Origin of the sequence: Burkholderia sp. ZZQ-2 (genome assembly GCF_050768715.1) — a bacterium.
Classification (GTDB): domain Bacteria; phylum Pseudomonadota; class Gammaproteobacteria; order Burkholderiales; family Burkholderiaceae; genus Burkholderia; species Burkholderia cepacia.
Map to the genome: position 1 here is coordinate 52,830 of NZ_LDVA01000265.1, position 13,948 is coordinate 66,777.

The 13,948-nt window shown below is 64.3% G+C and carries 10 protein-coding genes and 2 rRNA genes; 1 reads left to right on the top strand and 11 read right to left on the bottom strand.

What is annotated here, in order from left to right; genetic code table 11:
- Window positions 1-16: 16 nt before the first annotated feature.
- From ABY44_RS19940 to coq7, 7 genes are all read right to left on the bottom strand, one after another.
- Window positions 17-1,423, bottom strand: coding sequence for a UDP-N-acetylmuramoyl-tripeptide--D-alanyl-D-alanine ligase (locus tag ABY44_RS19940; RefSeq protein WP_060169876.1), 1,407 nt, complete (start codon window positions 1,421-1,423; stop codon window positions 17-19).
- The gene (locus ABY44_RS19945; RefSeq protein WP_060169874.1) at window positions 1,420-2,958 is read right to left on the bottom strand and encodes a UDP-N-acetylmuramoyl-L-alanyl-D-glutamate--2,6-diaminopimelate ligase; all 1,539 of its coding nucleotides are present in this window, start codon (window positions 2,956-2,958) and stop codon (window positions 1,420-1,422) included. Before ABY44_RS19945 ends, ABY44_RS19940 begins: the two co-directional genes overlap by 4 nt.
- On the bottom strand, window positions 2,955-4,802 hold the full coding sequence (locus tag ABY44_RS19950; RefSeq protein WP_027788455.1) for a peptidoglycan D,D-transpeptidase FtsI family protein: 1,848 nt from the start codon (window positions 4,800-4,802) through the stop codon (window positions 2,955-2,957). Before ABY44_RS19950 ends, ABY44_RS19945 begins: the two co-directional genes overlap by 4 nt.
- Complete coding sequence (gene ftsL, locus ABY44_RS19955; protein ID WP_021159919.1) at window positions 4,799-5,140, bottom strand: cell division protein FtsL; 342 nt, start codon at window positions 5,138-5,140, stop codon at window positions 4,799-4,801. The genes ABY44_RS19950 and ftsL overlap by 4 nt, the downstream gene beginning before the upstream one ends.
- Window positions 5,137-6,078 carry a 16S rRNA (cytosine(1402)-N(4))-methyltransferase RsmH gene (gene rsmH, locus ABY44_RS19960; RefSeq protein ID WP_060169872.1) on the bottom strand — a complete coding sequence of 314 codons (942 nt, stop codon included), beginning with the start codon at window positions 6,076-6,078 and terminating at the stop codon, window positions 5,137-5,139. Before rsmH ends, ftsL begins: the two co-directional genes overlap by 4 nt.
- 23 nt (window positions 6,079-6,101) lie before the next feature.
- Entirely contained in the window at window positions 6,102-6,530 is a 429-nt protein-coding gene (gene mraZ / locus ABY44_RS19965) for a division/cell wall cluster transcriptional repressor MraZ (RefSeq protein ID WP_006487094.1), read from the bottom strand.
- Window positions 6,531-6,916: 386 nt separating this feature from the next.
- Window positions 6,917-7,543 (bottom strand): 2-polyprenyl-3-methyl-6-methoxy-1,4-benzoquinone monooxygenase, encoded by a 627-nt coding sequence (coq7, locus tag ABY44_RS19970; protein WP_027788457.1) that lies wholly within the window; start codon window positions 7,541-7,543, stop codon window positions 6,917-6,919.
- 276 nt (window positions 7,544-7,819) lie between these two features.
- On the opposite strand from coq7, the gene ABY44_RS19975 reads away from it, so the two are divergent.
- A complete protein-coding gene (locus ABY44_RS19975; protein ID WP_027788458.1) occupies window positions 7,820-8,971 on the top strand; it encodes a porin in 1,152 nt (383 codons plus the stop codon).
- 280 nt (window positions 8,972-9,251) lie between these two features.
- Here the strand turns inward: ABY44_RS19975 and ABY44_RS19980 are convergent, their stop codons facing one another.
- From ABY44_RS19980 to ABY44_RS19995, 4 genes are all read right to left on the bottom strand, one after another.
- The gene (locus ABY44_RS19980) at window positions 9,252-10,925 is read right to left on the bottom strand and encodes a long-chain fatty acid--CoA ligase (RefSeq protein ID WP_027788459.1); all 1,674 of its coding nucleotides are present in this window, start codon (window positions 10,923-10,925) and stop codon (window positions 9,252-9,254) included.
- Between the two features lie 136 nt (window positions 10,926-11,061).
- The gene (locus ABY44_RS19985) at window positions 11,062-13,137 is read right to left on the bottom strand and encodes a molybdopterin-containing oxidoreductase family protein (protein WP_060169870.1); all 2,076 of its coding nucleotides are present in this window, start codon (window positions 13,135-13,137) and stop codon (window positions 11,062-11,064) included.
- A 466-nt stretch (window positions 13,138-13,603) separates the two neighbouring features.
- Window positions 13,604-13,716: ribosomal RNA gene (gene rrf / locus ABY44_RS19990) — 5S ribosomal RNA — on the bottom strand.
- Window positions 13,717-13,873: 157 nt separating this feature from the next.
- Window positions 13,874-13,948: ribosomal RNA gene (locus ABY44_RS19995) — 23S ribosomal RNA — on the bottom strand; the annotation flags it as partial.

Here is a 13,948-nt window from a genome sequence, read left to right on the forward strand (position 1 = left end):
GCTTCCTTCCTTCTACTCAGTGTGCAGCGGGCGCCGTGCCCGCCGCGGGTTGGTTCGTCAGCGCGTCGACCACGCGCTCCATCTTCATGTACCGCGAGCCCTTCACGAGCAGCGTCGCCTGCGCGCCGTAACCGGCCGCGAGCAGCGCCGCCACGAGCGCGCCGACGTCGTCGAAGTGGCGTGCCGTGTCGCCGTACGCCGTGCACGCATCTCGCGATGCGTCGCCGAGCGCGAACAGCGCGTCGATCCCGCGCTCGCGCGCGTATGCACCGACCTCGCGATGGAAAGCCGGCCCTTCGTCGCCGACCTCGCCCATGTCGCCGATCACCAGCACGCGCGGCGCCGGTTGCGTGGCGAGCACGTCGATCGCGGCACGCATCGAATCGGGATTCGCGTTGTACGTATCGTCGACGACCGTCGCACCCGCGAGGCTGCCCGCGATCGCCTGCTTCACCTGCAGCCGGCCCTTGACCGGCTCGAACGATTCGAGACCCTGCTTGATCGCCGACAGCGCGACGCCGGCACCCAGCGCCGCGGCCGTGGCGGCCAGTGCGTTGCGCGCGTTGTGCTCGCCGAGCGCGCGCAGCCGCACCGTGACGGCGCCCGCGGGCGTATCGATCGCGAGTTCGCCGCCGTGAAGACCGCCCGTGACCTGCGCGTCGTTCTGCCGTTCGGCATCGTGCAGCGCGAAATCGAGGATCCGGTTGCCGGTCGCCGCGACGCGCCAGATGCCCGCATACGCGTCGTCGGCCGGGAACACCGCAACGCCGTCCGGCGGGAGCGCGTGAATCACGGCCGCATGTTCGAGCGCGACCGCTTCGACCGTCGCCATGAATTCCTGGTGCTCGCGCTGCGCGTTGTTGACGAGCGCGACCGTCGGCGCCGTGAGACGCGCGAGGACTTCGGTCTCGCCCGGATGGTTCATCCCGATCTCGATCACCGCGAGACGATGTGCGGCCGACAGGCGCAGCAGCGTCAACGGCAGGCCGACGTCGTTGTTCAGGTTGCCGGCCGTCGCGAGCCGCGCGTCGGCGCCGACCGCCGCCGCGAAGATCGACGCGATCATTTCCTTGACGGTCGTCTTGCCGTTGCTGCCCGTCACCGCGACGAGCGGCAGCGCGAATCGTTTGCGCCAGCCATGTGCCAGTGCGCCGAGCGCGGCACGTGTTTCGCCGCCTTCGATCGCCGGCATCGTGACGCCCGTCGGCACGTGCGCGACGAGCGCCGCCGCCGCACCGCGCGCAGCGACATCGCCAAGGAAGTCGTGCGCGTCGAAGCGCTCGCCTTTCAGTGCAACGAACAGGTCGCCGGGGCCGACTGTGCGGCTGTCCGTCGACACGCGGTCGAACGTGACGCCCGCATCGCCGTGGACGGTTGCGCCGGGAATCAGGCGAGCGACTTCGCCGAGACTGAGCATCGTCATTCGGCGCCTCCCTTGCCGTGCGTCGCGCGCGCTGCCAGCGCGAGCCGCGCGTGATCCTGGTCGGAGAACGTACGCTTCTTGCCCATGATTTCCTGCGTGCCCTCATGGCCCTTGCCGGCCAGCACAACGACATCCTCGCGTGCGGCGCCGCGCACGGCCTGCAGGATCGCGCTCGCGCGATCCTCGATACGACGTGCGTGATCGGCCGCGGTCATGCCCGCGACGATCTGGTCGATGATGCGCTGCGGATCCTCGCTGCGCGGGTTGTCGCTCGTGACGACGGTTTCATCGGCGAGCCGCTCCGCGATCGCGCCCATCAGCGGGCGCTTCGTCGCATCGCGATCGCCGCCGCAGCCGAACATGCAGACGAGCCGGCCGCCGCGCGCCGTGGCGATCGGGCGCAGCGCGTCGAGCGTCTTTTCGAGCGCGTCGGGCGTGTGTGCATAGTCGATCACGACGAGCGGTTCGTCGTTCTGCAGCCGGCCGCCGAGCCGCTGCATCCGTCCGTTGACGGACTCGAGCCGCGCGATCTCGGCGAGCGCCGCGTCGAACGGCAGGTCGGCCGCGAGCAGCGAGCCGAGCACCGCGAGCAGGTTGCTGACGTTGAACGTGCCGAGCGTGCCGACCTCGACGTCCGCTTCACCCCACGACGAACGCAGGTGGAACGCCGTGCCGGTCGCGGTGGCGCGCACGTCGAGCGCGACCAGTTCGCGATCGGCGTCAGGCGCCGGTGCGTCGCCGATCCCGTACGCGATCGTACGCACCCGGCCGGCGAGCTTCTCGAGCAGGCGCCGACCGGCTGCATCGTCGCGGTTGACGACTGCCGCGCGCAGGCCGCGCCACGCGAACAGCTTCGCCTTCGCGGCCTCGTACGCATCGAACGTGCCGTGATAGTCGAGGTGATCCTGCGTGAGGTTCGTAAACACCGCGATGTCGAAACCCGTGCCGTTCACGCGCCCTTGGTGCAGCGCGTGCGACGACACTTCCATCGCCACGGCCTTCGCGCCCGCGTCGCGCAACTGCGCGAGACTGCGCTGCAGTTGCGGCGCGTCGGGCGTCGTGAACCCCGTCGGCACGAGCTGGCCGGGCATCCCGGTGCCGAGCGTGCCGATCACCGCGCACGGCTGGTGCAGCGCCGTCAGCGCGGCGGCGATCCATTGCGTGCACGAAGTTTTGCCGTTCGTGCCGGTCACGCCCACCGCAAGCAGGCTGTCGCTCGGATTGCCGTACCAGCCGCTGGCGATCTCGCCGGCGAGCTGGTCGAGCGCCGGCACGGCCAGTGCAACGGGCACCGCCGGCGCCGCGGCCAGCCCTTCCGGCTGATACAGTACGGCGGCCGCACCGCGCGCGACGGCATCGACAATGAAAGCGCGGTTGTCGGCCCCGTCAACCGCATAGGCAAAAAACACGTCGCCGGCCTTGAGGCTGCGCGTGTCGGCATGCAGTTGCGCTGCGGGGGCCACATGCTGATGCAGCCACGCAAGCGCGGCTGCGATCTGCTGATGCGCCGGATGGGAACTGCGAGCGGCGCTCATCGAACAACTCCTGGTGAATTACGCGTCGTGCTGGACACGATCATATGCTTCGCACCGCCACCTGCGGCCAGCTTTTGCGGCCCCGCTGCGGAAGGTGCTGCCGGCGAATCGTCAGACACGACGAGTTGCTTGATCGGCATGTTCGGCGGCACGTTCAGCGCACGCATCGTGTCGCCGGCGATCGCCGAGAATACGGGGCCGGACACCTGGCCGCCGAAGTGGCTGCCGGCGGTCGGCTCGTCGACCGACACCGCGACGACAATGCGCGGATTCGGCATCGGCGCCATCCCGACGAACGACGCGCGGTACTTGCGCGTGTAGCCGTGCCCCTCATGCTTGTACGCGGTACCGCTCTTGCCGCCGACGCGATAGCCCGGCACGGCCGCATCGGGCGACGTGCCGCCCGGCGCCACCACCGTTTCGAGCATCGCGCGCACTTCGCGCGCGGTGGTCGGGTTGAATACCTGCGTGCCCACGACCGGCTGATTGGGGTCGGTCTTGAAAATGGTCACGGGCATCAGCTCGCCGTCATGCGCGATCGCCGTGTACGCGCGCGCAAGCTGGAACAGCGACACCGACAGGCCGTAGCCGTACGACATCGTCGCCTGCTCGATGCGACGCCAGCTCTTCCACGGACGCAGGCGGCCGGCCACCGCGCCCGGGAACCCGACCTTCGGCGCCTGGCCGAGGCCGATGCTCGTATACATATTCCACATTTCCTCGGGCCGCATCGTCATCGCGATCTTCGTCGCGCCGATGTTGCTCGACTTCTGGATCACGCCGCCGACCGTCAGCGTGCCGAAACCCGCGTCGTCGGTGATCGGTGCGCCGTCGAGCACGAAATGCCCGTTGCCCGTCTCGACGAGCGTGTTCGGCGTCACGCGATGCAGGTCGAGCGCGAGCGACACCGTAAACGGCTTCATGATCGAGCCCGGCTCGAACACGTCGGTCATGATCCGGTTGCGCAACTGCTCGCCCGTCATGCGCGAGCGGTCGTTCGGGTTGTACGTCGGGTAATTGACGAGCGCAAGCACCTCGCCGGTGCGCACGTCGACGACCATCGCCGCGCCGGCCTTCGCCTTGAACTTCTCGACGGCAGCCTTCAGGTTCGCGTACGCGATGTACTGGATCTTGCTGTCGATCGACAGGTCGACGTCGGTGCCGTTGTGCGGCGGGATCTGCTCGGCGACGTCCTCGACGATGTGCCCCAGCCGGTCCTTGATCACGCGACGCACGCCCGACGTGCCGGACAGCATCTTCTGGTCGCCGAGCTCGACGCCCTCCTGCCCTTCGTCCTCGACGTTCGTGAAGCCGATCAGGTGAGCGGTGATCTCGCCTTCCGGATAGAAGCGCTTGTACTCGTTGCGCTGATAGATACCGGGAATGTCGAGGGCGGCAACCTTGTCCGCGACGTCGATCGGCACCTGGCGCTTCACGTAGACGAAACCCTTGTCTTCCGACAGCTTCACGCGCAGTTCCTTCGACGTCATGCCGAGGAGCTTGCCGAGCTGGTTGACCTTGTCGGCATCGAGATCGTCCGGCACCGCGTCGGGAATCGCCCAGATCGCACGCACGGGCAGGCTCGTCGCGAGCACGAGCCCGTTACGGTCGAGGATCTTGCCGCGCGTCGCCGGCAGTTCGAGCGTGCGCTGGTAGCGGCTTTCGCCCTGCTTCTGGTAGAACGCGTTGCCGGGCCCCTGGATCCAGAACGCGCGCGCGGCCAGCGCGACGAACGCCATGAACAGCAGGAACACGACGAGCTTCGAGCGCCACATCGGCAGATGCACGCCCAGCACCGGGCTCGACGAGAACTTCACGTTCTGGCGCTTCTGGGACGGCTTCATCGCGCGCCTCCCTTGCCCTTGCCGGCCGTGTCCGCCGATGCCGGGATCGGTGCATCGATCGCCTTCGCCGCGCCCGGCGGCAGCGTCAGGTATTGCGTGCGGCCGGTCGAGATCGGCTGCATCTTCAGCGAATCGTTCGCAAGCTGCTCGATACGCGACGTCTTCGACAGCGCGCTCTGCTGATATTGAAGCTGCGCGTAGTCCTGCTGGAGCTGACGCTCCTGCGACTGCGCGCGCTGCAGCTGGATGAAGATCTGGCGCTGCTGGTTCGTCGAATTGACGACCGACAGCGCGCAGCCCATCACGATGATCAGCAGGAAGATATTGAAGCGGCTCATGGCGTGACGCGCTCCGCAATGCGCATCACGGCCGAGCGGGCGCGCGGGTTCGCGGCGACTTCCGCTTCACTCGGAAACTGGCGGCTGATGATCTTGAGCGGCGGGCTCGGGAGGTCGACGGCGCGGATCGGCAGGCGACGATCGACCGCAGGCGCACTCGCGTGCGCCTGCATGAATCGCTTGACGATCCGGTCCTCGAGTGAATGAAAGCTGATGACCACCAGCCGCCCCCCTTGCTCCAGCAACGACAGTGCCGCGTCTAGTACGACTTGCAGGTCCGCAAGCTCTTGATTGACGTGAATCCGTATAGCCTGAAAGGTGCGGGTTGCCGGATCCTTGCCCTTCTCACGGGTTTTGACGACGTGACCCACGATTTGGGCAAGCTCGCCCGTGGTGTCGAGAGGCCCAAGACGGTCGGACTCTGCCCGGCGAGCAACAAGCGCCTTTGCAATCTGAAAAGCAAACCGTTCTTCCCCATAATCCCGTATCACCTCCGTCAATTCCTGCACCGAAGCCCGTGCGAGCCATTCCGCCGCCGACTCGCCGCGCGTCGGATCCATCCGCATGTCCAGCGGGCCATCGGCGCGGAAGCTGAAGCCGCGCGCCGGATCGTCCACCTGCGGCGAGGACACGCCCAGGTCCAGCAACACACCCGACACCTTCTCGACGCCGCGCGCCGCAAGCGCGTCGCACATCGATGCAAAGCTGTCATGCACGATCGAGAAGCGCGCATCCTCGATGCCTTGCGCCGTCTCGATCGCTCGCGGGTCCTTGTCGAACGCAATCAGCCGCCCGACCGGCCCCAGCCGCGCGAGCACCGCACGGCTATGACCGCCGCGCCCGAACGTGCCGTCGACATAAACGCCGTCCGGCCGCGTCACGAGCGACTCGACCGCTTCATCCAACAGCACCGTCCGATGCCGCAATTCGTTTCCCATCGCGGGCGTCTCCGTCACCGCAATCAGAACGTGAAATTCTTCAGCGCGTCGGGCATGCCCTGCGCCATCGCCGCCTGCTCCTTCGCGTTGTAGGTCTGCGAATCCCACAGCTCGAAGTGACTACCCATTCCCAACAACATGACTTCCTTTTCCAGTCCAGCTGCCATGCGCAGCTCGGGCGATACAAGAATCCGGCCGGCGCTGTCGAGATCGACGTCCATCGCATTGCCGAGAAAAATGCGCCGCCACCAGTGCGCGTCCATCGGCAGCGCGGCGATCTTGGCGCGGAATACTTCCCATTCGGGGCGCGGAAACAGCAACAGGCAGCCGTCCGGGTGCTTGGTCACAGTCACCCGTCCTTCTGCCTGTCCTTGCAGCGCTTCGCGATAGCGAGCCGGCACCGACATCCGCCCTTTCGCATCGAGCGTCAGCGCCGACGCCCCTTGGAACACTTTCCGCTCTCCCGTTCAGGGCACCGAAGCACCCGCTCAATGCTGAGAATTTAGCCGGAATAGCCCGCCAAATCACACAAAAATACACTTTCTCACACTGTCTCCCACTTTAGAGGAAGGGTGTGGCACGGTCAAGGGAGCGGCCCGCTTTTTTGACGAATTTTGTTAGTTAGAACAAGGACTTACGCGCACATGCTCATGCTGCCCCTCATTCCAAAAACCGTTATAAATGAATGAGCTAGTGCAACTTGTGAAGGTGATACGTGAGAAAGACGGGCCAGACGGGTGTGCGGACGGGGCTTTCGGGGGCGGGAAAACGAGGAATAAACGGGCGGTATCAGCGGCGGGGAGCCGGGGCGACGTCACGCATCGCCCCGGTGCGAATCTCACAGATAGTACGCAGTGCTCGTCATGACTTTCGACGCGGCGCGCATCAGCATTCGCGCGGGCAGCGGAAGTTCGATCCCGCCTGCGTCGGCGGCGGCCTTGCCGTGCTTCACCTCGTCGATACGCATCTGGTCGACGATCGCGCGCGACGCGGTATCGGCCGCCGGCAACTCGGACATATGGCCTTCGAGATGGCTCTCGACCTGCCGTTCGGTCTCTGCCATGAAGCCGAGACTGACCTTGTCGCCGAGCGCGCCAGCCGCCACGCCGATCGCGAGCGAACCCGCATACCAGAGCGGGTTCAACAGGCTCGGGCGCGAGTCGAGCTCTTTCAGGCGGTGCGCGGTCCACGCGAGGTGATCCTCCTCCTCGCGCGCGGCTTCCTCGAACATCGCCTTCGCGGATGCCGTGCGCGCGGTGAGCTTCTGCGCCTGGTACAGCGCCTGAGCGCAGACCTCGCCGACGTGGTTCACGCGCATCAGCCCGGCGGCATGCGTACGCTCCGCGGGCGTCAGTTCGACGGCGGGCGCCTCGGCCGGCGCGGGCACCGGCCGGCTCATCCGGCTAATGCCCGTCAGCGACCGCAGGCCGCGATCGAATTCGCTGATCAGTTCATCAAACACCATCCTGTTCTCCTGGCTGCATGTGCCGCCGCGAGCGGCAAGGGCACGAGTCCGCTGCGTAACCGACTTGATTATTCAGCGGAAATTGCGGTTAACCCGTGATTTTAACCATTGTTGCATAAAGGAAACATGGCGGCCTTGAGCTGCGGCATTTCGCTTTGTGGCAAAAACCGGTTTTGCTACATTACGTGCGACTTCTTGCGAAGTTGATGGGGCCCGTCAACAGAACATAACTATCCGCCCCGCCAGAAAAATTCAGTGATTTTTGGAGATCCGTTAATGAAAAAGTCGCTTCTCGCGCTCGTCGCGCTGGGCGCGTTCGCTGGCGCTGCCCATGCGCAAAGCAGCGTGACGCTTTACGGCATCATCGATGAAGGCCTGCTCTTCAACAACAATGCGGGCGGCAAGCACCTGTACAGCATGGCCAGCGGCGTGATGCAAGGCAGCCGCTTCGGCCTGCGCGGCACCGAAGACCTCGGTGGCGGCCTGAAGGCGATCTTCACCCTCGAAAACGGTTTCGACGTGAACAGCGGCAAGCTCGGTCAGGGCGGCCTGATGTTCGGTCGTCAGGCCTACGTCGGCCTGTCGAGCCAGTACGGTACGGTCACGCTGGGTCGTCAATACGACTCCGTCGTCGACTTCGTCGGCCCGCTCGAGGCAGGCGACCAGTGGGGCGGCTACATCGCCGCTCACCCGGGCGACCTCGACAACTTCAACAACGCCTATCGCGTGAACAACGCGGTCAAGTTCACGAGCCAGACCTATGGCGGCTTCTCGTTCGGCGGCCTGTACAGCTTCGGCGGTCAGGCAGGCCAGTTCTCGAAGAACCAGGTCTGGTCGCTCGGCGCAGGCTACAACAACGGCCCGCTGGTCTTGGGCGTCGGTTACTTGAACGCACGTACGCCGAACCAGTTCGGCGGCATGTTCAACAACGGTTCCGCGTCCTCGTCGGTCTCGTCGCCGATCTATGGTGCGTACGCGAACAACGCGAACACGTACCAGGTCATCGGTGCAGGCGGCGCATACACGTTCGGTGCAGCAACGATCGGCGCGACGTACTCGAACACGAAGTTCAAGGGCTTCTCGGCAGGCCCGTTCGTGAACCAGACCGCGACGTTCAACAACGGCGAAATCAACTTCAAGTATCAGCTGACCCCGGCGCTGATTCTCGGCGCGGCGTACGACTACACGCAAGGCAGCAAGATCGACGGCAACTCGGCAGCCAAGTACCACCAAGGCTCGCTGGGCGTCGACTACTTCCTGTCGAAGCGCACCGACGTCTACGCGATCGGCGTGTACCAGCACGCATCGGGCAACGTGCTCGACGCGAACGGCGACGTGATCAAGGCAACCGCGTCGATCAACGGTCTCGCCGGTTCGAGCACCAGCAACCAGGTCGCGGCACGCGTCGGCATCCGTCACAAGTTCTAATCAGCTTGCCTGACAAGCCGCAGCATATTGAAGGCGCCTCCGGGCGCCTTTTTCTTTTGCGGGGCAGAACCGCAAAGCCGGAGCGCGGCGAATCGCGCCGGGCGTTGCGCGCTCGTCGTTGGGGGCCATGCCGCTTGCCTCTGCAGCCATCGAAACGCACGGCCGCCGCCGCAAGCCCATTCCGGAGGCAATCTCGTTCGGAGACAAACCTCCTCGGGGCCGCGCTGCAAACAAAAAGGCCCGGCATGTGCCGGGCCTTTCCCTTCGATCGACCGCGACGTTACGCGCGTCCGTCGCGCAATTCGCGCCGCAGGATCTTGCCGACGTTCGTTTTCGGCAGCTCCGTACGGAACTCGACCAGCTTCGGCCGCTTGTAGCCAGTGAGGCGCTCCTTGCAGTAGGCGAGGATGTCCTTGTCGGTGAGCGCCGGGTCCTTCTTCACGATGAACAGCTTCACGGCTTCGCCGGAATGCTCGTCGGGCACGCCGACCGCCGCCACCTCGAACACGCCCGGATGCGACGCCACCACGTCCTCGACTTCGTTCGGGTACACGTTGAAGCCCGATACGAGAATCATGTCCTTCTTCCGGTCGACGATCTTCACGTAACCCCGTGCATCCATCACGCCGACGTCGCCCGTCTTGAAGAAGCCGTCCGCGAACATGACCTTCGCGGTCTCGTCCGGTCGGTTCCAGTAGCCGGCCATCACCTGCGGCCCGCGGATGCAAATCTCGCCGGGTTCGCCGAGCGCGACGTCGTTGCCGGCATCGTCGCGAATCGCCACTTCGGTCGACGGCAGCGGCAGGCCAATCGTCCCGCTGTATTCGGTCGCCGTCACCGGGTTGCAGGTCGCGACCGGCGACGTTTCGGACAGCCCGTATCCTTCGATGATCGCCGTATGGGTCTTTTCATACCAGCGTTTCGCGACGCCTTCCTGGATCGCCATGCCGCCGCCGTTGGCGATCACGAGCTTCGACAGGTCGAGCTGATTGAATTCGGGGTGGTTCAGCAGTGCGTTATACAGCGTGTTGACCGCCGGGATCGTCGAGATCTGGTAGCCCTTCAGCTCCTTGATCATGCCGGCGATGTCGCGCGGGTTCGGGATCAGGATGCCCATGCCCCCGGTGCGCATCGTCAGGAAACCGCAGACGGTCAGCGCGAACACGTGATACAGCGGCAGCGCGACAACGGTCACGAACTGTTTCACCTCCGGAAACTTCTCGTGAGCCGGATGATGCCAGGCGCCGGCCTGCAGCACGTTCGACACGATGTTCCGGTGCAGCAGCGTCGCCCCCTTTGCCACGCCCGTCGTCCCGCCCGTGTATTGCAGGAACGCGACGTCATCAGGGCCGATCTTCTGGGCCTTGAATGCCTGCCGCGCGCCTTCCGACAGCGCGGCCTTGAAGCGCGTGAACGACGGCAGTTGCCAGGCCGGCACCATCTTCTTCACGTTGCGCACGACGTAGTTGACGAGCCATCCCTTGATGCCCAGCAGATCGCCCATCGACGCGACGACGACGTGCTTGACGCTCGTATTCGCGATGACAGCCTGCAGCGTCGACGCGAAATTCTCGAGGATGACAATCGCCTCCGCGCCGCTGTCCTTCAGCTGATGTTCGAGCTCGCGTGGCGTGTAGAGCGGATTGACGTTGACGACGGCGTAGCCTGCGCGCAGTACCGCGGCGATCGCCACCGGGTACTGCAGCACGTTCGGCATCATGATCGCAACGCGCGCCCCGCGCGCAAGACCGCGCGATTGCAGCCAGGCGCCGAACTGGCGCGACAGCTTGTCGAGTTCGCCGTACGTAATGCCCTTGCCCATGCAGACGAACGCCGTGCGGTCGCGGTACTGGCGGAAGCTTTCGTCGAGCAGGTCTGGAACAGAGGGATACGGAGACGCGTCAATTTCGGCTGGAACGCCGGGTGGGTACGATTTCAGCCAAATTTTGTTCATACTGCGCGTCTCCTCACGGATTTTCGAATGATCGTGCTAAAACGCATCGTAACGGCTCGCCCGTCCCGATACAACAGGGTTAGATGTCCACTTCGAACTTCCGTGGAGATTCGTCGGATGATACGGTGATATTCGGTCAAATGCGTTCAACTTCCACAAGGCAATCGTAAAACGTCGCCGAATTGCCGAGATCGGTGAGCGCCTGGCTCGTCACCTCGTTCGCGTTCCTGCCGTCCGGAGACAGCTTCTTCCACCAGATCGACAACCCGACGACGAGCCCTGCACGTGCGCGATCGGTAATTCTGGCGAGCGCCTGCATCGAGCCGCGGTCGTTGAAGATGCGAACGAGATCGCCCTCCGCGATGCCCCGTGCATCGGCATCCGACGGGTGAATGTCGAGATGCGGTTCGCCTTCGGTATGACGCAGGCTGTCGACGTTCACGAACGTGCTGTTCAGGAAGTGACGGGCCGGCGGCGAAATCATCGCGAGCGGATAGCGCGCGGCGAGTTCGGGTGCCGCCTCGGCCGATTCGAACGGCGGCAGGTAGTCGGGCACAGGGTCCACGCCCATCTGCTCGAGCCGCGGGCTGTAGAACTCGCACTTGCCGGACGGTGTACGGAAACCGCCGTTCGCGAACGGCGCCTCCGGCAGCTTGAGTTTCAACCAGCCGTCGCGCTTCAGCGTGTCCCAGTCGCTGTCGAGTGCCGGATCGTCCCAGCGGAGGGCCACGCGCGCGATCTCTTCGTCGCTGTGATAGAGCGCGGGCTCGTCCAACCCCATGCTGCGCGCGATCCCGCGGAAGATCTCCGTGTTCGGCCGCGCGTTTCCCACCGGAGGAATCGACGGCAGGTTCGCCATCACGTAGGTGTGGCCATACGATTTGTGAATGTCCAGATGCTCGAGCTGCGTGGTTGCCGGCAGCACAATGTCGGCGAAATCGGCGGTATCTGTCTTGAAATGCTCAAGAACCACCGTGAACAGATCGTCACGCGCGAACCCCGCCGCGACTTTCGAGGAATCCGGCGCGACCGCCACCGGATTCGAGTTGTACACGATCACCGCTTCGACCTTCGGTCCGAAGGTGGCATCGCCCGGGTGCAACAGCGCGTCGCCGATCGCGTTCATGTTGATGATGCGCGGCAGTTTGTGCGGCCAGCCCGGCATCAAGTCCGGGCGCAGCAGCGCAGCCTGGTTGACCGGCGCGGATTCCGAAGACGAGAGCAACAACCCACCGGCCCGATCGCGCCATGCACCCGTCAGCGCCGGCAGACTTGCGATCGCCCGTACCGCGTTGCCACCGCCGCGGACGCGCTGCATGCCATAGTTCAGGCGGATCGATGCCTTCCGGGTAGCGCCGTAACGACGCGCAAGATCGATCAACTCCGACGCGTCGATGCCGCAAATCTGCGCGACACGATCCGGCGGATAGGACATCGCCCGTTCCTTGAGTGCGTCGAAACCGAGCGTATGGTTGGCGATGTAGTCATGATCGAGCAGGTCTTCGGTAATCAGCACGTGCATCATGCCGAGTGCGAACGCGCCATCGGTACCCGGTTTCAACGCAATATGCTGATGACACTTCTCCGCTGTCAGCGAACGGTACGGATCGATGGCGACAAGACGGGCGCCTCGGCGCTTCGCTTCCTGCGCACGCGTCCAGAAATGCAGACTCGACGCGATCGGGTTCGCTCCCCATATCAGAATCAGTTCGCTTTCCTCGAAATGCTCGAGATGCATACCGAGACTGCCGCCATATGTGTACCGTAACCCCGCAGCACCGGCCGCCGCGCAGATCGTGCGCTCGAGCCGCGAGGCGCCCAGTTTGTGGAAGAACCGCTGGGCGATGCCCTCCCCTTGCACGAGCCCCATCGTCCCCGCATAGCTGTACGGCACGATCGCTTCCGGTGCGCGCGCCGCGATTTCACCGAGACGACGGCCGATCTCGTCGAACGCCTCGTCCCAGCTGATCGGTACGAAATGCCCTTCCCCTTTGGCGCCGATGCGCTTGAGCGGAACGGTGAGGCGATCGGGATGATGAACGCGATTGGCGTATCGGCTGACTTTCGTGCACAACACGCCTTGCGTCGGCGGATGGTCAGGATCGCCCGTGACCTTGATCGCCCTGCCGTTTTCGACGGTCACGCGCATTGCGCACGTGTCCGGACAATCGTGCGGGCAAACGGCCCGGGCTACCTGAATCGCGGCGTTCATCGTTTTGAGTGCATAGATGGGGATTCGGAAATTTTACGTGGACACGCCGAATAAAGCGTTCATTTCGTTCGGATTCAGGGTTATCTGACCAAAAATCGATTCGAGGAAGCCGGGATAGTTTCGGTTGCACCACGCGTCATCTGCGAGGGAGGCTTGTATGGCCCGTCCGATATGCGTTGTCGACGATGGAAGGCAGATCGTGCACGACGTCGCTAATCGGTACACGGAGAGGAGGGAGTTGCGGTTTTGATCGGAGATACGACCAAGAGATCAAGGGATCGCGAATGATATCGGTCACTTCGGAAAACCAGGCGTTGCGATTGGGTGCACCTGGGAGTCATGGAGAATCGGCACCCCCGGCCCCAGCTCGAGTAGCAGCCAGGCCACAAATCCCGATCACTCGCGCATTTCCGTCGCCGAAATGCAAAAACCCCCGCCTTTCGGGCGGGGGTTTCTGGCTTAGGGAGCCTGACGATTACCTACTTTCACACGGGAATCCGCACTATCATCGGCGTAGAGTCGTTTCACGGTCCTGTTCGGGATGGGAAGGGGTGGGACCGACTCGCTATGGTCATCAGGCAAAGAGGGTTGTCCTGCTGGCGTGGCCAACAGAACCAATCTTGGAAGAAGCAGTAATTTTGAGTTGTGTGTATCACACACGAGAATCCAACTTGTCGCTCTGGATCTTGCGGCCGGTGCTGTCGCACGGCGCCGATCTACAAGGCAGACTTGTTATAGGATCAAGCCTTACGGGCAATTAGTATCAGTTAGCTGAACGCATTACTGCGCTTACACACCTGACCTATCAACG